The sequence below is a fragment of the Pedobacter sp. KLB.chiD genome (assembly GCF_047040275.1).
Taxonomy (GTDB): domain Bacteria; phylum Bacteroidota; class Bacteroidia; order Sphingobacteriales; family Sphingobacteriaceae; genus Pedobacter.
The window spans coordinates 1,607,591-1,628,854 of sequence record NZ_CP178207.1 but is presented as its reverse complement, the minus strand read 5'-3'; the positions used below and the strand labels follow the sequence as shown (position 1 = coordinate 1,628,854).

The 21,264-nt window shown below is 38.9% G+C and carries 18 protein-coding genes; 4 read left to right on the top strand and 14 right to left on the bottom strand.

Annotation, left to right across the window (positions count from 1 at the left end; translation table 11 throughout):
• Positions 1-5: 5 nt before the first annotated feature.
• On the bottom strand, positions 6-1,178 hold the full coding sequence (locus ACK1I8_RS06470; protein ID WP_412468521.1) for an aldose epimerase family protein: 1,173 nt from the start codon (positions 1,176-1,178) through the stop codon (positions 6-8).
• 348 nt (positions 1,179-1,526) lie between these two features.
• On the opposite strand from ACK1I8_RS06470, the gene mgrA reads away from it, so the two are divergent.
• Complete coding sequence (gene mgrA, locus ACK1I8_RS06465; RefSeq protein WP_412468520.1) at positions 1,527-2,516, top strand: L-glyceraldehyde 3-phosphate reductase; 990 nt, start codon at positions 1,527-1,529, stop codon at positions 2,514-2,516.
• Positions 2,517-2,733: 217 nt separating this feature from the next.
• Positions 2,734-3,675 carry a cation diffusion facilitator family transporter gene (locus ACK1I8_RS06460; protein ID WP_412468519.1) on the top strand — a complete coding sequence of 314 codons (942 nt, stop codon included), beginning with the start codon at positions 2,734-2,736 and terminating at the stop codon, positions 3,673-3,675.
• Between the two features lie 76 nt (positions 3,676-3,751).
• On the opposite strand, the gene ACK1I8_RS06455 is transcribed toward ACK1I8_RS06460, so the two are convergent.
• The 8 genes from ACK1I8_RS06455 to ACK1I8_RS06420 all read right to left on the bottom strand — a co-directional run bounded on the left by ACK1I8_RS06455 (position 3,752) and on the right by ACK1I8_RS06420 (position 12,921).
• On the bottom strand, positions 3,752-4,681 hold the full coding sequence (locus ACK1I8_RS06455; protein WP_412468518.1) for an NADP-dependent oxidoreductase: 930 nt from the start codon (positions 4,679-4,681) through the stop codon (positions 3,752-3,754).
• Between the two features lie 17 nt (positions 4,682-4,698).
• Positions 4,699-6,072, bottom strand: a complete 1,374-nt coding sequence (locus ACK1I8_RS06450; protein WP_412468517.1) for an NAD-dependent succinate-semialdehyde dehydrogenase — start codon at positions 6,070-6,072, stop codon at positions 4,699-4,701.
• A gap of 54 nt (positions 6,073-6,126) precedes the next feature.
• Complete coding sequence (locus ACK1I8_RS06445; protein ID WP_412468516.1) at positions 6,127-7,272, bottom strand: ATP-binding protein; 1,146 nt, start codon at positions 7,270-7,272, stop codon at positions 6,127-6,129.
• A gap of 531 nt (positions 7,273-7,803) precedes the next feature.
• Complete coding sequence (locus tag ACK1I8_RS06440; protein ID WP_412468515.1) at positions 7,804-8,022, bottom strand: hypothetical protein; 219 nt, start codon at positions 8,020-8,022, stop codon at positions 7,804-7,806.
• Positions 8,023-8,376: 354 nt separating this feature from the next.
• Positions 8,377-8,673 (bottom strand): Dabb family protein, encoded by a 297-nt coding sequence (locus ACK1I8_RS06435; RefSeq protein WP_412468514.1) that lies wholly within the window; start codon positions 8,671-8,673, stop codon positions 8,377-8,379.
• Between the two features lie 47 nt (positions 8,674-8,720).
• Positions 8,721-11,417, bottom strand: a complete 2,697-nt coding sequence (gene ligD, locus ACK1I8_RS06430) for a DNA ligase D (RefSeq protein WP_412468513.1) — start codon at positions 11,415-11,417, stop codon at positions 8,721-8,723.
• An 11-nt stretch (positions 11,418-11,428) separates the two neighbouring features.
• Positions 11,429-11,602 (bottom strand): DUF3606 domain-containing protein, encoded by a 174-nt coding sequence (locus ACK1I8_RS06425; RefSeq protein WP_412468512.1) that lies wholly within the window; start codon positions 11,600-11,602, stop codon positions 11,429-11,431.
• Positions 11,603-11,709: 107 nt separating this feature from the next.
• The gene (locus ACK1I8_RS06420) at positions 11,710-12,921 is read right to left on the bottom strand and encodes a glycosyltransferase family 87 protein (protein ID WP_412468511.1); all 1,212 of its coding nucleotides are present in this window, start codon (positions 12,919-12,921) and stop codon (positions 11,710-11,712) included.
• 264 nt (positions 12,922-13,185) lie between these two features.
• Here ACK1I8_RS06420 and ACK1I8_RS06415 point away from each other — a divergent pair, with 264 nt between their 5' ends.
• Together ACK1I8_RS06415 and ACK1I8_RS06410 are read left to right on the top strand one after the other, a co-directional pair.
• Positions 13,186-13,410: a DUF3606 domain-containing protein gene (locus ACK1I8_RS06415; protein WP_412468510.1), complete on the top strand. Its 225-nt coding sequence runs from the start codon at positions 13,186-13,188 to the stop codon at positions 13,408-13,410.
• 4 nt (positions 13,411-13,414) lie between these two features.
• Positions 13,415-13,612, top strand: a complete 198-nt coding sequence (locus ACK1I8_RS06410; RefSeq protein WP_412468509.1) for a hypothetical protein — start codon at positions 13,415-13,417, stop codon at positions 13,610-13,612.
• Here the strand turns inward: ACK1I8_RS06410 and ACK1I8_RS06405 are convergent.
• The 5 genes from ACK1I8_RS06405 to ACK1I8_RS06385 form a co-directional block, all read right to left on the bottom strand.
• Positions 13,595-14,749: a serine hydrolase domain-containing protein gene (locus ACK1I8_RS06405; RefSeq protein ID WP_412468508.1), complete on the bottom strand. Its 1,155-nt coding sequence runs from the start codon at positions 14,747-14,749 to the stop codon at positions 13,595-13,597. The two genes, ACK1I8_RS06410 and ACK1I8_RS06405, sit on opposite strands and share 18 nt — an antisense overlap.
• A gap of 59 nt (positions 14,750-14,808) precedes the next feature.
• Positions 14,809-15,270 (bottom strand): VOC family protein, encoded by a 462-nt coding sequence (locus ACK1I8_RS06400; RefSeq protein WP_412468507.1) that lies wholly within the window; start codon positions 15,268-15,270, stop codon positions 14,809-14,811.
• A 271-nt stretch (positions 15,271-15,541) separates the two neighbouring features.
• A complete protein-coding gene (locus ACK1I8_RS06395; protein ID WP_412468506.1) occupies positions 15,542-16,372 on the bottom strand; it encodes an aldo/keto reductase in 831 nt (276 codons plus the stop codon).
• Positions 16,373-16,667: 295 nt separating this feature from the next.
• Complete coding sequence (locus tag ACK1I8_RS06390; RefSeq protein WP_412468505.1) at positions 16,668-18,101, bottom strand: TolC family protein; 1,434 nt, start codon at positions 18,099-18,101, stop codon at positions 16,668-16,670.
• Positions 18,094-21,264 carry an efflux RND transporter permease subunit gene (locus ACK1I8_RS06385; protein WP_412468504.1) on the bottom strand — a complete coding sequence of 1,057 codons (3,171 nt, stop codon included), beginning with the start codon at positions 21,262-21,264 and terminating at the stop codon, positions 18,094-18,096. The genes ACK1I8_RS06390 and ACK1I8_RS06385 overlap by 8 nt, the downstream gene beginning before the upstream one ends.

Here is a 21,264-nt window from a genome sequence, read left to right as displayed (position 1 = left end):
AAAAATTAATTGCTAAACTTATATATTGAGCTTGTTTTATACACTTGGCCCGGTTTCAAAACCGTTGATGGAAAAGCGGGCTGATTGGGTGAATCTGGAAAATGTTGCGTTTCCATGGCAATTGCGGTCCTGAAATCATCTTTAGCACCACTTTTAAAGGTGTTTTTACTTTGCATAAAATTTCCGCTATAAAACTGTAAACCTGGTTCCTGCGTATAAATATCCATGATAATGCCCGACTGGTCTCCTTTTACGGTAGCTGCATGAAACATGCCCATACCTTTGGTTTTATTAAGCACATAATTGTGATCATAACCTTTACCAAACGTTAACTGTTGGTTTTTATCGTTTATACGTGCACCAATAGTGGTTGCCTTGGTAAAATCGAAAGGCGTGCCTTCAACCTTCTCTATTTTCCCTGTCGGGATCAAAGTAGAATCAACAGGTGTATATTCATCTGCATAAATCTTCACTTCATGGTTCAGAATCTCGCCGCTTCCATCGCCATTTAGATTAAAAAATGCGTGATTGGTTAAATTAACTACCGTAGTTTGATCTGTTTTGGCCTCGTAGTCCATTTTCAGTTCGTTATCATCCGTCAAGGTATAGGTTACCTTAATAGCCAAATTACCCGGAAAATTTTCATCGCCGTCTTTTGACAGATAATGCAGCACTAAAGTATTGGCATTGGGCTGACTACCATCCCAAACCACGTACTGATAGCCTTTTTTCCCACCATGCAGGGTATTCTGTCCGTTATTGGTAAAAAGTGAATATGTTTTTCCTTCCAGTGTAAATTTGCCTTTTGCAATACGGTTACCAAAACGGCCAATGGTTGCACCAAAATAAGGTTCCGTAGATTTTTCATAATCGCCTATGCTTTTAAAACCCACCACTACATCAACTATTTTACCCGTTTTATCCGGCATCAGTAAACTAACCAGTCTACCGCCGTAATTGGTAAAAATAGCTTCTGCGCCATTCTTGTTTTTCAAGGTATACAATGCTGTTTTTTTACCGTCAATTTCCTTTTTAAAAGAATCGGCGGCTAATTTTACAACTGATACAGATTTGCTTTTTAAAGTATCTGCTGTGGAAGATTTTTGGGTTCCGGATTGGCAGGATGCAAATCCTATGGCAGCCAGTGCACTCAGGCTCATCAATAATCGTGCTTTCATAAATTATATTTGGTTTAGATTTAAACTAACAAATCAATTAATGTTGCAAATAAAACGATTTAGATGAACTTAAACGTATATTTAACGCAATTATTTACTTAACAAAGCAGCAACGACACAATTTGTAGAAACCTGATTACAAAATGTGGAAGTATTATTTCAATTTTAGGAAAAGAATATCATTTGGTAAGCAATGTTTCGATTCTAACCAAAGCCGAACTTTAGCCAGATTTAATCAACCATAAGCAACCTGTTTCGCCAATGGCTTGTTAAAGCTGATAATATATTAATGAATATCAATAAAAATCCGTCAAAACTGATTATCATTGCGGCAATGAAAACTCAAATATGAAGCATATCATTTCAACTGATCGTTACGAAAAAATGGCCTATCGCCGCTGTGGAAACAGTGGATTAAAATTGCCAGCCATATCACTAGGTTTATGGCATAATTTCGGACATGTAAATGTTTTCGAAAACAGCAAAAACCTAATTTATACGGCTTTTAACCATGGAATTACCCACTTCGATTTAGCTAATAATTATGGACCGCCCCCTGGATCGGCCGAAGAAGTTTTCGGTAAAATACTTCAGGAAGATTTTAAGCACTATCGTGATGAAATGATTATTTCAAGCAAAGCAGGATATACCATGTGGGATGGTCCGTACGGCGATTGGGGTTCTAAAAAATACCTGGTTTCCAGTTTGGATCAGAGCCTGAAACGCATGAAACTCGATTATGTCGATATTTTTTACCATCACCGTCCGGATCCTGAAACACCATTGGAAGAGACTATGGGCGCTTTGAGCCTATTGGTTCAGCAGGGAAAAGCCTTGTATGTAGGTATTTCGAATTATCAGGCTGCTGAAGCCGAAAAAGCGATTAAGATTTTAAAAGATAATGGTACGCCCTGTTTAATCCATCAGCCTAAATATTCGATGTTCGAACGTTGGGTAGAAAGTGGTTTGCTCGATGTTTTAGCGCAAAATGGCGTAGGTTGTATCCCATTCTCGCCTTTGGCGCAAGGTTTACTTACCGATAAATATTTACATGGCATTCCATCCGATTCGAGGGTGGCTACCAGCGGTATTTTTCTGAAAGAAAGTCATATCACCCCGCAAAAGTTAGCAGTAATTGCCAAATTAAATGATATCGCTCAATCACGTGGACAAAAATTGGCACATATGGCTTTATCATGGATATTGAAAGATGACAGAGTTACTACCGTACTGATTGGTGCGAGTAAACCAGAACAAATTACCGATTCCATTAAAGCATTGGATAATATTGCATTTAGCGAAGCTGAAATTAATTTGATTGATGAAATTTTAGGTTAAAAACTAAAAAAATCGTCATCTTGATCCGATAGTTGTGGGATGAAGTAAGATGATTTATAAGTTTTCCTTTTCCCGTCGTTATTCACGAACACTTCGTGGTTTCCATCCGATAGTTAGCCATCGGATGGAATAGGGACTGATATCAATTCATCATTTGTCATAAAACCAAATGAGATTAAAAAGGTTTAAGAAATGAATCTATTACATTTCTTCATTTATGGCAAGAGCCAATAATTCTATATATAGTGCTTTAGCGGCAAATTTATTAATTGCAGTAACCAAATTTATAGCTGGTGCATTTACCAACAGCTCTTCCATGATTGCAGAAGGCATACACTCTACAGTAGATACCAGTAACCAGCTTTTATTGCTTTATGGACTCAAGAGAAGTGTTAAACCACCAGATAAATCACGCCCGTTCGGTTATGGTAAAGAGCTGTATTTCTGGTCGTTTATTGTATCTATTATGATTTTTGGTTTAGGTGGTGTAGTTTCAATTTCGCAGGGCATTGCACATATCCGTCGCCCTGAAGTTTTAGGAAACCCAACATGGAATTATGTGGTATTGGGTTTATCCTTCATTTTTGAAGGTACCTCATTACTCATTGCAATCAAAGAATTCAACAAAACACGCAAGGGTTTACCCTGGTGGAAAGCTATTATCAAAAGTAAAGACCCATCTGGCTTTTTAGTGCTTTTTGAAGATGGAGCGGCGGTTTTAGGATTAGTGATTGTTTTTATTTTCATGGTACTGAGCCATAACTTAAACTTACCCTTTTTAGATGGCATGGCTTCAGTTTTGGTAGGTACCCTTTTAATTTTCGTATCGTTTATATTAGCAAGAGAAAGTCGCAGCCTGTTAATGGGCGAAGGTTTAACACCTGAAACGCAGCAAAAAATTAAAGATCTGGTGGAAAACGATGAGGACGTGATTACGGTAACCAGCATTTTATCTCAATATCAATCTCCAAAAGAGGTACTACTGGTACTCATTCTTACTTTTCAAGCAGAATTGAATACCACTGATTTAACCAATGCAATTGACAGGTTGAGAGATAAAATTAAATCAGAATTTAATGTAATTAAGTTCGTAATTATCCAGCCGCAGTCTGCTGAAGTAAAAGAAGATGATTTTAGCACAGATATTTACCTGCAGTAACCTTTTGTTTCTGTAAGTGGGAGATCCCTGAGCAAGGCTCCAAAAAATCTCCCTCCTTATTTACCAGGAATTCATGTTAAATAACTTGCAATACAATTTTTCCTCTGGTATGCCCCTGTTCGCTTTCTATCTGGGCTTGTTTTGCGCTGGTAAAAGGCAAAACCTTTTCAATAACGGGTTTAACTTTTCCTGAATCGATCAGACCGGCTATCTCCGATAACTGGGCAGGAACCGACTGTGCTGTAAAACCGATCAGGTGAACTTTTTTAGCCTTTGCTTCAGCTGCAAATTCAGGCATTAAAGTGGTCACTACCCTCCCGCCTTCTTTTAACACGTCTAATGACTTAAGCTGCGTTTCTTTTCCAATGGTATCCAAAACGAGATCTACATCTTTTAATACAGCTGCAAAGTCTTGCATTTTATAATCTATCACCTCATCAGCACCTAAACGCTTCAGAAAATCGGCATTGCTATCTGATGCGGTACCGATTACATAAGCGCCTTTCCATTTCGCAAATTGTACAGCATAAGTGCCTACCCCACCTGCTGCCGCATGAATTAATACTTTTTGTCCTGCTTTTAGCAAACCGTAATCGAATAAGCCTTGCCATGCGGTTAAACCTGCCAATGGCACAGCGGCTGCCTCAGTATGCCCTATACTGGTTGGTTTGATGCTGATGATATTGGCTTTTACTGCAATGTATTCGGCATAAGCACCATTTTTTGTGGGATCGGGCCTTCCATATACTTCCTCGCCTTTTTTAAAGGTACTTACCTTTTCGCCTATATCTTCAATGGTACCAGAAACATCCCATCCTAAGGTTAAAGGTAATTTAGCCGGAAATTTATCTTTACGCTGTCCTTCCCTAATTTTCCAATCAACAGGATTAACACTCGTTGCATGCACTTTAATCAATACTTCATCGGATGCCGGTTTAGGCACTGGGATTTCATCAATTGATAAAACTTCCGGGCCACCAAAATCATGGATTCTTACTGCTTTCATATCGGATTAGATTATTATTATTTAATGTACACTGTTTTAATATTTACAAACTCATGGATGCCAAACATACTCAGCTCACGACCGTAGCCAGATTGATTGATACCTCCGAAAGGCAATGCAGCATCTGATTTTACACCCTCATTTACAAAACAGGAGCCGGCTGCCAGTTTATTTCGTGCAATATCCTCTGCCAGTACGGCATTCTCAGTGAAAACGGCCGCCCCCAATCCAAAATTGGTATCGTTAGCGATGCGGATAGCGTCATCGGTATCCTTTGCAGTGATAATGGCTGCTACCGGTCCGAATATCTCTTCATGATATGCCAGTACGTCGCTTTTTACCTGGCTTAAAATAGTGGGCTGATAATAAGCATGGTTGCCATCCATCGCTGGAATTTCACCTCCCAGAATACATTTTGCACCCTGTTCTATACCTTTTAAAACCTGCTGATGTAATTCGTCGCGAAGTTCTGCCCTTGCCATCGGACCAAGGTCTGTATCAGGTTCTAGTGGATCGCCAGTTTTTTTCTTTTCCATTTCGGTTTTAAAAAGCTGGGTAAACTTTTCTTCTACCGACTCAATTACGATAAAGCGTTTAGCCGCAATACAACTTTGTCCATTATTGATTAACCTGGCTTCTGCGCATACCTTTGCTGCTTTTTCTAAATCTGCATCTTCCAAAATGATATATGGATCGCTGCCACCGAGTTCCAGCACTGTTTTTTTAATGAATTTACCGGCCTGTTCAGCTACCTTCTTACCAGCTTCGGTACTTCCGGTTAGTGTAATAGCCTTTATATATGGATTTTCGATTACTTTCGGAATAACCTTACTGCTGCAGATCAGCGTTTTAAAAATATGCGGAGGAAATCCTGCATCTCCGATGATCTTTTCTATTTCGAGCGCACAACCTGTAACACCTGATGAATGTTTTAACACACCGGCATTACCAGCCATGAGAGCCGGAGCAAGAAAGCGGAATACCTGCCAGAAAGGAAAATTCCAAGGCATAATAGCCAATACCAAACCAATTGGCTGAAAACTCACATAACTTTTAGATGCACCTGTTGTGATGAGCTGATCGGCCAAAAAATCCGCGCCATTTTTAGCATAATACTCGCAAACCGAAGCACATTTAAGTATTTCGGCCACACCAGCTTTTAATGGTTTCCCCATTTCCAAGGCCATTAGTTCGGCTAGTTGATCTTTACGCTCTGTTAACAGTTTCGAAACCTGCAACAGTAATCTGGAGCGGCTTGAAAAATCAGTTTCTTTATAATTTAACCATGCCAGGTGCACCTGATCAATTTTCTGATCTATTGTTTGTTCAGCATCCTCCTGGTAATGTTTTATGATGGACCCGTTTACCGGATTTATAGATGAAATGCTCATTTAATAACAACAAATGCGCATTTCAATTGTGTTGTTTATTTGAATATTGTCAGATTATGAAGCAAGCGGAACGCAAAAATGAAAGGTAGAACCGATACCATAATCGCTTTCAGCCCAGATTTTACCTTTATGCAGATTGATAATCTCTGCGCTGAGGTATAAGCCGATTCCAAACCCAGATATGGTTTTAGTCTGTTGACTGGTTACCCGATAAAAGCGGTCAAAAAGTTTTTCCAGATCATAGGCCTGTACGCCAATACCGTTATCGGTTACAGAAACATGTACCTCATTTCCTTCAATTGCAGATTGAACCGAAACTGTGCTATTCAGATCTGAATATTTTACGGCGTTACTGATTAGATTTGAAATAACAGAGCCAATTTTATCTTTGTCGGCATTAATTAATTTAAGGTTCCCTGCTTCAAAATTAATCTGATTGGTGGGATATATCAACCTTAAATCTTCTACTACATCAAGTATTACTTTATCAAGATCAAAATGTGATAAATTCAATTGGATTTCTCCCGATTCTAAACGCGATACATTTAAGAAAGAACTGATTAATGTACTCATTTTGCGGATCTGCTTTTGTACCTTCGAGAGCGTGTTTACAACAAAAATATCGGTTAAATTTCTACTCTGCATCAATTGTATGTAGGCACTTATAGAAGTTAATGGTGTTTTCAGTTCATGGCTTACCATGCTGATAAAATCATTTTTTTGCTGTTCTTCCTTTATACCGATTAAAATCTGTTCCTGATCCAGTGCTTCGCGTTGTAATTCAGTTTCTTTAATGGCATTTTTGGCCTTTACCATATCGGTAACATCACTCGCAGTATGAAGAATACAATACGGAATGCCAGATTCATTCTTAATGGGCCGGTATTCGTAAGTATAATAAGCAGTTTGTAGTTTTCCATCCCTCATCGTTTCAGCCGGGATGGCATCACCTTTATCTGTAATTCCTGTCAGTAACACATTTTTTAACATGTTGATAAAAGGCTGTCCCTTTAATTCAGGTACAGCATCTTCCAGAGGTTTGCCTATAATAGAACGGTCTTTACCCCAAAAATCAATCATGGCATCATTAGCCATTTCGATCACAATATGCTCTGAAGTATATATGGCTGTTGCATCTTTTGATAAGAAAAGAACCTCTAAAAGCTGATCATTACTTAAAACTTTTGAATAACTTTCCATATATACAGTAGAAATTAAACTCGGCTATGATAATATTGAATAAATCAAATTAATTAAGTATGATACAAGTTTAACTTCACAAATGTTTGGCTATTTCATTAAATTATTGATTATTATGACGCCTGATTGATTTGTAGCAAGGTTGGATGCTTTTGGCAACATGTCCCGAGCAAGCCCTTCGGTGATCAAACCTGACAGCAGCAATACGCAGTGCAACGTAAAGGGAATGGCCGTACTGATGGCCACCAGGAACCACCAGTCATTCCTTTACAAAAAATATTGTTTTTTTTGGTTAGGAACTGAGTACTCCCGTTTTTTGGTAAACTTCAGCCCCGCTCTCCGTTCTTCCCGATAAACGGTCTGAACCAGTGAGATCCGGTTGAATAATAACGGTGCGATGCTCTTATGCACCATACCCTAACAAGCCTTCCGGAGATGAATCTGACAGCGGAGAGCCGGTAGCGAAACGGACTAACGCGAGTTTCAGTACAATTCCTATTCAGACAAATAACCAAAGAACAGAAAAATAAATCAGACAATGATTAATATGGTTCCCGATTTGGATAATTTAAAATAATAGTGATATTCACCATATCGCTCTATTTTTTCGATTTCACATACTTTGCCAGATTTACCATATTCATCAGACAAAAAATCACCAATTCTTATGCTATCCAGTTCGTGTATGTTAAGTGATGCTCTTTTAATCAATGTAGCTTTTTTCTCCATAATGATCGCGTTTTGAAGCATTTACGCATTCAAAAACACTTTGGTTTTAATGGATCATAAATTACTTATAAATAAGTATTGAAAACATCAAATTGCAACATTAATCAGTTAAAAGTCCATTACAAACAATACTGGTTATAAACCAGTTAACAAAAATATACCCATATTACACGCTAGATACATCAAAAAGAAGCAGATACGGCATTTAATAGCTCAAATGAAATGGATTTTATTAAGGCTTATTAATTAGCTTTTATTCTGGTACAATGAAGCTTCAACTGCTAACTAACCCAGGCATCACATGATATCGAAATTTTTAGTCATATTCCGTTGTCAACATACAAAAAATGCCTTCGGTTATCGAAGGCATGGCATTTATTCTGCGTCGTAAATGACAACTTTTTCAAAGTAACCCCTGAATTCATCTAAGAAAGCCTTGTGCAGTGGATGAACCTGATAAACATCGTGCGCTGCCAGATCTTCGAATAATAAAAGCAGGCTGAAAGTGTAAGTGGTGTCTACAACCGCGCGCTCAATAGGTGCCGGCACCCCGAGATGAAAAGTTTTAACTACTTCAATGTTTTGCAATGTTTGTAAGCTATTGCGAAAAGCAACTTTCTGCTCATCGGTGGTATCGGCTTTTAGCCAGAATAAAACGTGGTGTGCTATCATTTTTTAATTTTTCGCCAAATATAACGAAAGCATTAACGAAGCGGGCTTTATCCAAAAACACTTTTTGCTTTATCTACAGCTTTTATCAAATCTATTCCTTTGCCCAATACACCTTTAAACAGGTCTCCTTCAACTTTTAGGCGATCAATGGCGTTAAAAATATTAAAATCTTTCATTTTTAAGCCTGGTTTAACCTCATCCCAATGTAATGGCATGGATACCGTTGCACCAATTTTTGGTCGTAAAGAATAAGGCCCTGCAATAGTTGCTCCCGGTCTGTTCTGCAAAAAATCAAGATACATTTTTCCCTTTCGGGCACTGATCATCCGCTCAAGAGAGGTATATTCTGGTATTTGACTATGCACCAGATTAACCACTATTTTGGCAAACATCTGGCTTTGATCATAACTGTATTTGGCATTTAAAGGAATATAAATATGGATTCCGGTTGAGCCTGATGTTTTACAATAACTAGGAACATCAATGGCATCCAATACCTTTTTGGTTTCCAATGCGGTTTCCACTACCTGATCGAAAGTTTGTTTATCAGGATCTAAGTCAATAACGCAGTAATCGGGATTATCGGGACTTTTTGTCCGGCTAAACCAGGGATTCATTTCTATACAGCCTAAACTGGCCATCCAGAGCAAAGAAGCTTCATCTGTTCCAACCAGATATTCCTTTTTTTCACCTTCACCATTTTCATAAGGAAAAGTTTTGGCCCAATCTGGTGCTTTTCCCTTTACATCTTTTTGATAAAAACTAGCGCCATGTATGCCACCCGGAAAACGGTTAAGCGATTGCGGACGGTCTTTCAGATAAGGTAAGATATATTCCGCAACCTGATAGTAATAATTGAACATATCTCTCTTGGTCACCTTATCTTCGGGCCAATATATTTTACTCAGGTTGGTAAACTTAAGTTCATGCCCATTAATTTTTCTTACCTGGGTTTCATCTTTCGGATTTAACAACGTTTTCGGCACTTTGCGTTCGGGTGCTTTAATAGCTTTTGCATGTGGGTTTTGGGTTTCCGCATCTTCCACTACTTTATCTGTTGGTAGCTCTACCTCTCTAACCACATCTTTCGCTTTTTTATCTTCGCGCATGCCCTGAAAGGAAGGGTGACGGAAAACACCATCATCAGTTACTTCGGTAAAAGAAACTTCGCATACCAATTCGGGTTTTAACCAGGTGGCTTTCGCCTTTGGCGGATTCGGCCTGAAACGGGAAGGCTTATTTACATCGGGTATACTTTCAAAAGGACTCTGATCAACAATGATCGGTTTAAACTGCTCCATCATCGCTTTTTGAAGCTTATCCGAAAACCCTGTGCCTACTTTGCCTACATATTGTAATTTTCCCTTGTCGTAAACCCCTAGGAGCAAGGAGCTGAAAGATTTGGTGGTATCAGTATTCTTGGTAAAGCCTGCAATAACAACTTCCTGTCGTTTATGTACCTTAATTTTAAGCCATTCTTTGGATCTGTAATTTGTGCTGTACGTACTGTCTGTTTTTTTTGCTATAATCCCCTCTAAGCCCATTCTTTCAGCCGCATCAAAGAAATCGACACCACTTGCTTTAAAAACTTTTCCTAAACGTACCCGATCATCATTAGTAGGCAAAACCTCGTTTAATATGGCCTGGCGCTGATAAAGTGGCAGCTCCATCAGGTTTTTACCATCGTACCATAAGATATCAAACACATAAAAAACAAGTTCTCCATCGGCTTCGCTTCTCCAATTCTGAAGTGAACCAAAATTAGATATGCCTTTATCATTCAACACCAAAATTTCACCATCAAATACGGCGTTCATTTTCCAATCCGAAAGCAGATCGTAAATGGGGTAGAACTTCTCATTGAAGGATTTGTTATTTCTTGATAACAGATCAACCTTTCCCTTATTCAGAAATGCGAGGGCACGGTAACCATCCCATTTCACCTCGTACTGCCAGTCAGGGTCATCAAAGGGTTCGTTAACAAGTGTGGCCAGCATGGGCTTTATGCCGGTGGGAATATTTGTTTTCGGAGCTTTTTTCAGGATACTGTTTACATCTACCGTTACTTCATCACCAACTGATTTAGTTTCCTTCTTTGCTTTTTGTGCCGGACTTTTTTTTTCACTTTTTAAATCCTGTTCTTTTCCGGCTTTCCAAACCTTATCTGAAGTTTTCTCCATCTTTTCGATCGTTTTCCCGGAAAGCACGGATTTATCTTCCTTGGTGATATCTTTTGTAGAGGCATAATCGTCTTTATGTTTGATCAACAGCCAGCCGTTTTCGCCCATACCGTTTGTTTTAACGAGTGCAAATTCGCCATGAAGTTTCTCTCCGTTAAGCTTGATTTTTAAAGAGCCATCTTTTAACTGGCTCAATAAATGTTTCTCCTGTGCTTTTTTGCCCTTAATGCTTTCTATGGGTTCGTAGGTACCTTCGTCCCATACAATCACGGTTCCGCCACCATATTCGCCCTTTGGTATAATCCCTTCAAAATCTTTATAATCGTATGGGTGGTCTTCTACCATCATGGCCAGCCGCTTTACTTTAGGATCGGTTGATGGCCCTTTAGGTATGGCCCAGCTTTTCAAAACCCCTTCCATTTCGAGTCTGAAATCGTAATGCAACCTCGAAGCATCATGTTTTTGAATCACAAAATGTAACTTATTCCGATCGCTGCTTTTGCCCGATTTGGGTTCGGTGGTTTTCGAGAAATCGCGTTTGGAAACATACTTTTTCAGACTCATAAATTTATTTTTTATTTTTTCAGATAATCTTCAACTGCACTGGCCGAGGTACCAACAGTTTCTACTGCTGCCTTTAGCTTATCTTTGCTCACACCAAATTTATTAGACCAATAATCCAGTTCATAACCTTCGTTAACATTGATCCTTGCCCGATCAGCATTGCCTGTTTTTTGTTTATCATCCATAACTATTTTTGATTAGATAACGATAAAACAGTACCAAAATAAAAAAGGTTTTAACATCCATTTTTTCAAACAGATATTAAAACCCTAAAAAATAAACATTGGAAATTTTAATCTATCAACGCAGTAATCATTTCCGGTTCTGTTTCGTCAGCATACGAAAAACTATTATTGGTAGCGAGATAAATAACCCTTAACCAAACCAGAAAATAAGGAAAGCTGATGATCGCCAAAGACAATGGATGCGACTTGGCAAAAGCCGGAAATAGTAATAGCGGAAAATTACACGTAATCACCAGTAAAATGGGTAATAAAACCTTTTTCATCAATTTATTCTTTTCTTTCACATACCATACCCCTACCCCGATAATCGAAATAATAAAAGTGCAATCTTCAGCACCTGTGCTGAACAATATCGGAAAAATCATTACAGATGACAGGATCATTAACTGGAATCTGCGTTTTTTGAAATGCGATAGGTTTATAAAAGGCAAAACAAACAATAAGGCACCAAGGCTCAGAAATAGAAAATTGGATATTTTCTTTTGATTAAAAAGTTCCCTAAAAAACCCCATAATGGAAATATCGATGCCTCCGCCTAAAACATTGTGCATATTTTTACCCACTAAAGAGTTTTTCCAATCTACATAGCTGTATATCACATAATGAGGGGAAACGATTAGCATAGGCAATAAAAATATTACTACCGACCATAAAAGCAGCCATAAGATAAAGCGCTGCTTATCTTTAGAAAAAAAGAAAAAAACCAAGCCAACAACACCATACAATTTGATAAAGGTACCCAATACAATAAAAAATGCAGACCATATCCCCTTATCTTTACTCAGCAGGGTATAACTTAAAACCATAAACGCCCCTGCACCTGCATTAAACTGCTGGTTAAGCATCGATTCTATTAAACAGGGAATGGCAATATAACCTACAGCTACTTTTTGATCCGTTGTTAAGGGCAAGGTTTGCACAGCCTTAAAAAGCAGGAAGCAATTGAAAAGGTTCCATAACAATAATCCTATCCAATTATGGAAAATTGCAAAGGGGGCAATTAACATACTAAAAATAGGTCCATAATGATTAGAATCATCATGATACGCCGGATAAGTGGCATAAAGAGACCGTTCATGAAGTAAGTTTCTAAATGTATTTTCGAAGATCAGATAATTATTGTAACGGTTTGTTATCCATGAATCTATAACAAAAATAAGGGTAATTAGTACCCACAAAAATAACACAAACCGATTGTCTTGATAAAACTTACGACCCGGAGATAAACCCTGGCCGTTGTTCAGAAAATAACTTAACATTGTAAAAAAGATATTACAATACAATTATATAAATGTAAATTGATAAAACCTAATGATTTACAATTGAAAATATTCCCTTAAGTGATAATTTTAATACTTAAAGATATTAAGGCTTAATTACACAGTTTCTGTAGCTGGCTTATTCAAATTTTGAGGTATCCATATCACAATCATATAATTTTTTTGAGATTTTGATGACAGAAAATCAAAACCAAATTAGCTGTCATCTGTTTATATCATTGATTACTAACCAAAATGTATAAAATGGAATATCAACTTAATTCGATGAATGCCAGAAAGGAATTTATCGATATTGCAGACGAGCAAGATCGCAATTATTGGGCCGAAAGATTAGGCATAAGCAGTGAAAAACTTAAATCAGCCGTAAAAGCCTTACACAGCATGGAATTTTCAAAACTGAAAGAACACTTCATGATGGAAAAGGTGAAATCCGGAAGTACCTACCAACGTTTTGTAAACCAATCATAAAAATATGGATTACAAAAATGAAAACAAAAACGCGGTAATGGTTGATCAACCCATTACTGACTATACCCACTTAATTGATTTACCACCAGTTAAAGGCGTTTTAGACCAGAAAGTTAAAGGTAGTCATTTGAACCACCCAAAAGCGGAATTTAGAAATTTAACAGTTTTCTTTCACAAGAACGGTTTATCTAACTTGCTTTAGGTTGTTAAAAAAAGATTGGTATAAACTGTTTATTGCTGCGCGACTAAAATCGGGAAGGCCATTTGTATAAGTGGCATTTATTCCATTGGTAATAATCACGAATCCGAATTTCTCTTTAGTGTTAAAAAACATGGTACTGTGTAAACCGTAAGCTGAGCCAGTATGGCCCTTTAGCTTAACTCCCGGTATAAGATCATCTGCAGTACTAATGGCCAGGCCATAGCCTTCGTCAGGAGTGATGGCTGTTTGCATTAATTTCGCACTTTTCCTGGTCATTATCTTTACGCCATCTGACTTCCCGTAATTCATGTGCATAATCATGTATTTGGCCAAATCGATAGCAGAAATCTTCATACCGCCTGTTGGCGAAAAAATTGGCGTAGAATATCCCATTACATAATGGGCAATTTCGCTCCGCCTTGGGGCATAAGCAGTTGGAGAAAGTGTATAGGTTTTGGTATCAGGACGATATTCATACAGGCTTACAAAACGTGTGCTATCTAATGAATCAACACAGTAGCCTGCATAAAGTCCCAAAGGCTTTATGATATGATTTTTAACGTAGTTATCAAAACGTTCTCCGGATTTTTTTTCGATGACAGCACCAACTAAGTTAAAATTAAGATTACAGTAATCGAATTTGCTTCCCGGCGCATAATCGTTAAAACATTTAGCCCAGTTTGGATTTTTATCAGGATTGATCACATCGAAATTCAAATATCCCTGCGAGTCGTTCAAACTGGAGGTATGGGATAATGCCATTTTTAAGGTAATTTTCTGATCGGGAAATTTGGGGTTCCTGATTTTAAAACCCACCAGATCTCCAAAATCGTCATCAAGCGAAATTTTACCTGCCTCAATTAACTGCATGATGGCCGTTGCCGAAAAAGATTTGGAAATGGAAGCAATCCTGAAAATATCCTGATCGGTTAATGGTAATTGTTGCGCTAAATCTTTTAAACCGAAAGAGTGATTATAAATGATCCGGCCATCTTTTACTATGGCTACCGAAGCGCCAACAGCATTATATTTCTCCATTACAGCTTTAAAATCTGCTTCTGCTTTTTCTTGCTGTGCTTTTGTGGTTGAAATTAAACCAAAGATTAAGAAAAACGCATAAAAGTATTTAAATTTCATAAACTTATAAGATAGGGGTGAATATATTAATATAGTTAAAAAGGTTCTGATGTACTCGTTTACTTATCGTCATTTACCTCCAGCCAGTGTCCATCCGGATCCTTAAAATAAATCTGTTTTACGCCATCAACCCGTAGCGTAACTCCTTTTTCTTTCCCCGCCCAATCTTCGAAGCTGATATTTTTGGCATTTAGTTTCTGTATAAAATCATCAACTGATGGAACGCTGAAACACAAATGTCCATTTTTATCAAAAGTTTCATTTCCTTTTGCGCCTTGTATGAGATGAAGCTGCCCGGCTGGCCCTAATGTAAACCAGGTATGCCGGTTATCTTTGAAAGGTTCAGGGATAATTTTAAGGTTAAACACACCTTCGTAAAAGGTAGTTGCTCTGCCCAAATCGGACACATAGACCGCAATATGATTTAAAATAGCAGGTGTATTTTCCGGTTGATTTTGTGCCATGGTTTTTTGAAAAATAAAAGAAAAAAGAATAGCAAAGGTGAGGATAATCTGTTTCATGGTTAAATATCACACTTAAATGCGAATATTTGTAATTAAAGTGCTTCCGTCATGGCTTATTTACAAATGAACAGGTTTTATCAATGTCAGCTGGTAACAGCCGACACCACAAGTAAGAATGACTAGCAGAATCGTCATTCTCGCGCATGCGGAAATCTTAAATGAAAAGCACCCTAAAACAAATTTGGGTAATAAAAAGGTCTTAGCGAAACACTAAGACCAGATAAATAAATATCAAAAAAGATTTTTCGTTGCGCTCTAAATGACCATTTTAATTCGCTAAGCTTTCAAATTCTTCTTCAGTTAATTCAATTTTTGCAGCTTCCAGATTTTCTTTTAAATGTTCTACAGATTTTGTTCCGGGGATTAAAAGGATATTAGATGATCTTTTTAACAACCAGGCTAAAGCAATCTGAGCAGTTGTTGCTTTATGTTTTTCGGCAATCGCTTTGATCTTATCCGCTAATTTATGTGGACCGGAAGCTAACGGGAACCATGGGATAAAGGCCAGACCTTGTTCTGCAGTAAAATCCAAAACACTCTCCCATTGTCTGTTACCAAGGTTATATAAATTTTGCACGGAAACTATCGGAAGAATTTCCTGCACCTGCTTAATCTGATCGATAGTTACCTCTGATAAACCTACATTTTTTATTTTACCTTCTCTAACAGCTTCTGCCACAGGTGCCAGGGTTTTAGCAATATCCACATTGGGATCAATACGGTGCAATTGCCATAAATCGATTGAATCTACTTTTAAACGCTGCAAACTTCCTTCAATATCCAGTCTGATTTTTTCTGGTGTACCATTAGGTACCCAGTTGTTTGGACCTGGCCGGTCAAAGCCCCCTTTTGTGGCAATAAAAACATCTTTTTGAAAAGGTGATAAAGCATCGGCAATAAGCGATTCATTAAATTTTGGTCCGTAAGCCTCTGCAGTATCAATAAAGTTAACGCCATTTGCTACTGCTTCGCGCAAAACGGTTATGGCATTTTCGCGGTCCTCTACTTCACCAAAAACACCGTTACCGGTTAACTGCATGGCGCCATAACCTAAGCGGTTGACCTCTAACTCGCCAAATTTAAATGTTGTTTTTCCCATTTTATTTCAGATATGATGATAAATTCTACTATAAAATAACCATAGATGAATTGCATTGTTTTCCAAACGAATTTTATGATAAATAAATGAGGAACCAATCTATTGAACTGGAAGTATAGGTGTCTCAGATGGGGACATTTGACACCACTTGTAAAGTGGTTTTAGCGAAACGAAGGCAAGAAAAAAGACGCTGAAACTCCCAAAAAAAGGCTGCTCCGGGTTGGAACAGCCTGATAGATGATAAGGATAATTTAACTTTAATGGATTTATCGATATTTCTATGCCTGGTTTTTGCTTATTTCCAGCCACCACCAAGTGCCTGGTAAATATCTACTACAGCATTTAACTGCTGCTTTTTGGTTTCAATCAATTCTAATTTCGATTGCAAAGCATCACGCTGTGTCATTAATACCTCAAAGTAATCGGCCCGGGCAGCTTTGAACAAATCGTTCGAAATATCGATAGATTGTGTAAGTGCAGCAACCTGTTTCGATTTCAGGTCGTAGCTTTTTTGCAGGTTGCTGATTTTCGATAGCTGGTTGGCTACTTCAATATAACCATTTAAGATGGCTTTTTCATAATCAAAAACAGCCTGTAATTGTTTTGCATTCGCAGAAGAATATTCGGCCTTAATAGCGTTTCTGTTAATTAGCGGTCCGGCCAGATCTCCTGCCAGAGAATAGATCAAAGATTCTGGTGTTTTCAGTAAATAGGACGGATTAAAGGCCTGGTAACCAATTGCAGCAGAAATCCCCAATGATGGATAAAATTGTGCCTTAGCTACTTTGACATCTAATTTAGCGGCTGCAAGCTCGTACTCTGCCTGTTTAATATCCGGTCGATTGGCCAACAACTGGGCTGGTAAACCCGTGTGTACAGTTGCCGGTACCAGATCGGTAAAGCTGGATTTATCTCTGATAATGGGTTGAGGAAAACGGCCCAACAGAAAATTAATTTTATTTTCGTTTTCAACAATATCCTGCTGAATATCAAACTCCAAACTTTTTGAGCTTAATACCTCTGCTTCAAATTTACGTACGGCAAGTTCGTTAACCCTCGTAGCCTGCTTCTGGATTTTCATCAATTCCAGCGCATTGCTTTGGAGTTCGATATTTTTTTTCACCGTTTCCAATTGATTATCAGAGGCTAACAATTCGTAATAGGAATTTGCGACTTCAGCAATCAGATTAGTGATTACAAAATTCTTACCTTCTACTGTTGACAGGTATTGGTTAATGGCTGCCTTTTTCGAATTGCGCAATTTATGCCAGATATCTGCTTCCCAGTTGGCCTGCAAGCCAAAGCGATAATCAGGCAATACTTCGGGCACGCCTTTGCCCGGTGTAATTTCTGTAGAAGCATCGCCCGCACCTGAACTGGTATAACGGCCAACTTTATCCAATCCGGCGCCAACACCGTAAGTTACATTCGGCAAAAGTTCTCCCTTTCTGGCCTTTATTTCATTTTTGGCTATTTCAATATCCTGAAGGGTAATATTCAGCTCCTGGTTATTCTTCAGTGCCGTATCAATCAGGTTGATCAGATGAGGATCGGTAAAAAAGTTACGCCATTGTATACTGGCAGAACTTACGGTATCCTGCGAGCCATTAAAGCTCAGAGGTGTATTTTTATTTTCGGCACGTTGGGCTACTTCAGGTAGCTTGCAGGCGGTATATGCAGCGCATATCAACACCAGTCCAAGGCCTTTATATAAATTATTCTTAAACATTATTCTCAATTTCTTCAGTTAACGGATGTTCTTCCTCAATTTTAATCAGCTTGTATTTTGCTGCAATTGATCCGAATATATAATATAACCCAGGGATCACAATTACCCCGAAAATGGTACCGAAAAGCATACCGCCGGCAGCAGCCGAACCAATGGTACGGTTACCAATCTTACCCGGACCGGTTGCAATCATCAACGGAATCAGACCTGCAATAAAGGCAAAAGAGGTCATTAAAATAGGACGGAAACGAACACTCGCCCCTTCCATTGCCGCCTTAAGCACGGTTAACCCCTGGCTTTGGCGCTGTGTAGCGAATTCCACGATCAGTACCGCATTCTTGCCGAGCAGGCCTATGAGCATGACCATAGCTACCTGCGAATAAATATTGTTCTCTAATCCCAGTAACTTCAAGAATAAGAAAGCACCAAAAATACCTGCAGGTAATGATAAAATTACGGATAAAGGCAAAATGAAACTTTCATATTGTGCAGCCAACACCAGGTAAACGAAACCTAAACAGATCAGGAAAATATAAATGGCACCATTACCCCTTGATACCTGGTCTTTTGAAATACCTGCCCAATCGATACCGAAACCCCTTGGTAAGGTTTTCTGCGCCACCTCGTTGATGGCCTGAATGGCCTGACCGGAACTATAACCCGGAGCAGCCTGTCCACTGATTTCAGAAGCATTGTACATGTTATGCCGGGTAATCTCTGAAAGGCCATAAACCCTTCGCATTTTAATAAAGGCGGAGAAAGGCACCATTTCATCGCGGCTATTTTTAACCGATAGTTTTAAGATATCTTCTGGCAAAGCCCGATACTGAGGTAAGGCCTGCACAATTACTTTATACTGGCGGTCGTACTTAATAAAACTGGTTTCGTAATCACTACCTACAAAAGTTGATAAAGTATTCATTGCATTATCAATACTCACACCTTTTTGTTGTGCAATATCATTATCCACATCCAGCATGTATTGAGGGAAACTGGCACTGTAGAAAGTAAACACAGATGATAATTCTTTACGTTTGTTCAGCTCGCGTACAAAATCGTTGGCTACGGTTTCCATTTTTTTATAATCACCGCTACCGGCTTTATCCAGTAAACGAAGCTCGAAACCGCCTGCTGCACCATAGCCCGGTACTGCTGGTGGCTGAAAAAATTCGATAGCTGCACCCGGTATTGATTTCGATTTCTGCTCTAATTCTTCAATAATTTCCTGTGCAGATTGTTTACGTTCGCTCCAATCTTTAAGGTTGATTAAACAGGTACCCGAGTTAGACCCTGTACCTTCACTAAGGATTTCATATCCGGCCAAAGATGAAACCGATTTAACACCATCAATATCTTCGCTCATTTTCTGCAGTTTCTCTGCAATCTGATCGGTACGTTCCAGAGTCGATCCCGGAGGCGTTTGGATAATGGCATAAACCATTCCCTGATCTTCGTTAGGAATAAAGCCTGATGGCACACTTCCGCTTAGTGCCCAAACACCCAAACAAAAGGCTACCAATACCCCGAAGGTTAATAACCTGCGGCTTACCACCCTACTTAATACAAATTCGTATCTGCCCGATAATTTAGCAAACCCCCGGTTAAAGCCATCCAGAAAACGATCAATTAATGTTTTCTTTTTAGCAGTACCATGACTGTTCTTCAACATAATGGCACACAAGGCAGGAGTAAGTGTTAAAGCCACAATACCCGAAAGGATAATTGCTGTGGCCATGGTAATGGAAAATTGACGATAGAAAATACCCACCGGACCAGACATGAAAGCTACCGGGATAAATACCGAAGCCATCAGGAAAGTAATGGCAATAATGGCACCACCGATCTCTTTCATGGCTTGCTGGGTAGCTTTTAATACCGATAGATGCGGGTCCAGCTCCATCTTCGCATGCACCGCCTCAATTACCACAATGGCATCATCTACTACCACCCCAATGGCGAGCACCAATGCAAACAAGGTAATTAGGTTAAGCGTAATGCCAAAAAACTGCATAAATACGAACGTTCCAATCAAGGACACTGGTACCGCAATGGCTGGAATAAGCGTTGATCGCCAATCACCAAGGAAAAGAAATACCACTAACCCCACTAGAATAAAGGCCTCTACCAAGGTATGAATTACCTTTTCAATAGATGCATCCAGGAATTTAGAAACATCATAACTGATCTCGTAATCTAAACCTTTTGGAAAAGAAGCAGCCTTAATTTCGGCCATTTTGGCTTTAACATCTTTAATTACCTGACTGGCGTTACTACCGTAAGATTGTTTTAAAACGATTGCAGCAGATGCTTTTCCATTTAAGGTTGAATATAAGTTATAAGCAGAAGCACTAAAGTCTACGTCAGCTATGTCTTTTAAATGGAGCAACTGGCCATCAGGCGTAGCCCTAACCACAATATTTTCGTAACCTTCTTTGGTGTTAAAGCGCCCTGAATATTTTAATACATATTCGAACGCCTGTGAACGTTTGCCAGAACTCTCTCCTGTTTTTCCCGGAGAGGCTTCCAAGCTTTGTCCTTCAAGTGCGTTCATCACTTCATCAACCGAGATTTTATAAGCCTGCATACGGTCGGGTTTTAACCAGATCCGCATGGCATAATCCCTATCACCCAAAATATCGGCAAAACCTACCCCATCAACCCTTTTAAGCTCTGAAAGCAGGTTGATATCGGCATAATTGTACAGAAAGTTCTGGTTCATTTTTGGGTCTTTGCTATACAGGTTGATATACATCAACATGTTTGGCTCTTCACGGGTAATTTTTACACCCTCGCGGATTACCAAAGGAGGCAGCTTATTGGTAACGGCAGCTACACGGTTCTGTACGTTAAGTGAAGCTTGATTGGGATCGGTACCAAGGTTAAATACGACCTGTACAGATGCTTCGCCATCATTACCGGCATTTGATGCAATATATTTCATCCCCGGTACGCCGTTAAGCGCACGCTCAAGCGGTATCACTACAGATTTAATCAACAATTCGTTATTCGCTCCCGGATAATCGGCAGTGATGTTTACTTTGGGAGGAGATATGGTTGGAAACTGTGTAACAGGCAGGTAGCTAATGGCCAACACCCCTAAAAACACAATGACCAATGATATTACGATAGAAAGGACTGGCCTTTGTATGAATTTACTAAACAT

What these genes read in the sequence shown, in the direction of transcription:
- ACK1I8_RS06445 (WP_412468516.1), bottom strand. Translation starts at nt 7,272, where the DNA reads ATGGAAAGTTATTCAAAAGTTTTAAGTAATGATCAGCTTTTAGAGGTT.
- ACK1I8_RS06410 (WP_412468509.1), top strand. Translation starts at nt 13,415, where the DNA reads ATGGATTACAAAAATGAAAACAAAAACGCGGTAATGGTTGATCAACCC.
- mgrA (WP_412468520.1), top strand. Translation starts at nt 1,527, where the DNA reads ATGAAGCATATCATTTCAACTGATCGTTACGAAAAAATGGCCTATCGC.
- ACK1I8_RS06395 (WP_412468506.1), bottom strand. Translation starts at nt 16,372, where the DNA reads ATGGGAAAAACAACATTTAAATTTGGCGAGTTAGAGGTCAACCGCTTA.
- ACK1I8_RS06425 (WP_412468512.1), bottom strand. Translation starts at nt 11,602, where the DNA reads ATGGATGATAAACAAAAAACAGGCAATGCTGATCGGGCAAGGATCAAT.
- ACK1I8_RS06415 (WP_412468510.1), top strand. Translation starts at nt 13,186, where the DNA reads ATGGAATATCAACTTAATTCGATGAATGCCAGAAAGGAATTTATCGAT.
- ACK1I8_RS06420 (WP_412468511.1), bottom strand. Translation starts at nt 12,921, where the DNA reads ATGTTAAGTTATTTTCTGAACAACGGCCAGGGTTTATCTCCGGGTCGT.
- ACK1I8_RS06435 (WP_412468514.1), bottom strand. Translation starts at nt 8,673, where the DNA reads ATGATAGCACACCACGTTTTATTCTGGCTAAAAGCCGATACCACCGAT.
- ACK1I8_RS06440 (WP_412468515.1), bottom strand. Translation starts at nt 8,022, where the DNA reads ATGCTTCAAAACGCGATCATTATGGAGAAAAAAGCTACATTGATTAAA.
- ligD (WP_412468513.1), bottom strand. Translation starts at nt 11,417, where the DNA reads ATGAGTCTGAAAAAGTATGTTTCCAAACGCGATTTCTCGAAAACCACC.
- ACK1I8_RS06400 (WP_412468507.1), bottom strand. Translation starts at nt 15,270, where the DNA reads ATGAAACAGATTATCCTCACCTTTGCTATTCTTTTTTCTTTTATTTTT.
- ACK1I8_RS06450 (WP_412468517.1), bottom strand. Translation starts at nt 6,072, where the DNA reads ATGAGCATTTCATCTATAAATCCGGTAAACGGGTCCATCATAAAACAT.
- ACK1I8_RS06405 (WP_412468508.1), bottom strand. Translation starts at nt 14,749, where the DNA reads ATGAAATTTAAATACTTTTATGCGTTTTTCTTAATCTTTGGTTTAATT.
- ACK1I8_RS06470 (WP_412468521.1), bottom strand. Translation starts at nt 1,178, where the DNA reads ATGAAAGCACGATTATTGATGAGCCTGAGTGCACTGGCTGCCATAGGA.
- ACK1I8_RS06385 (WP_412468504.1), bottom strand. Translation starts at nt 21,264, where the DNA reads ATGTTTAGTAAATTCATACAAAGGCCAGTCCTTTCTATCGTAATATCA.
- ACK1I8_RS06460 (WP_412468519.1), top strand. Translation starts at nt 2,734, where the DNA reads ATGGCAAGAGCCAATAATTCTATATATAGTGCTTTAGCGGCAAATTTA.
- ACK1I8_RS06390 (WP_412468505.1), bottom strand. Translation starts at nt 18,101, where the DNA reads ATGTTTAAGAATAATTTATATAAAGGCCTTGGACTGGTGTTGATATGC.
- ACK1I8_RS06455 (WP_412468518.1), bottom strand. Translation starts at nt 4,681, where the DNA reads ATGAAAGCAGTAAGAATCCATGATTTTGGTGGCCCGGAAGTTTTATCA.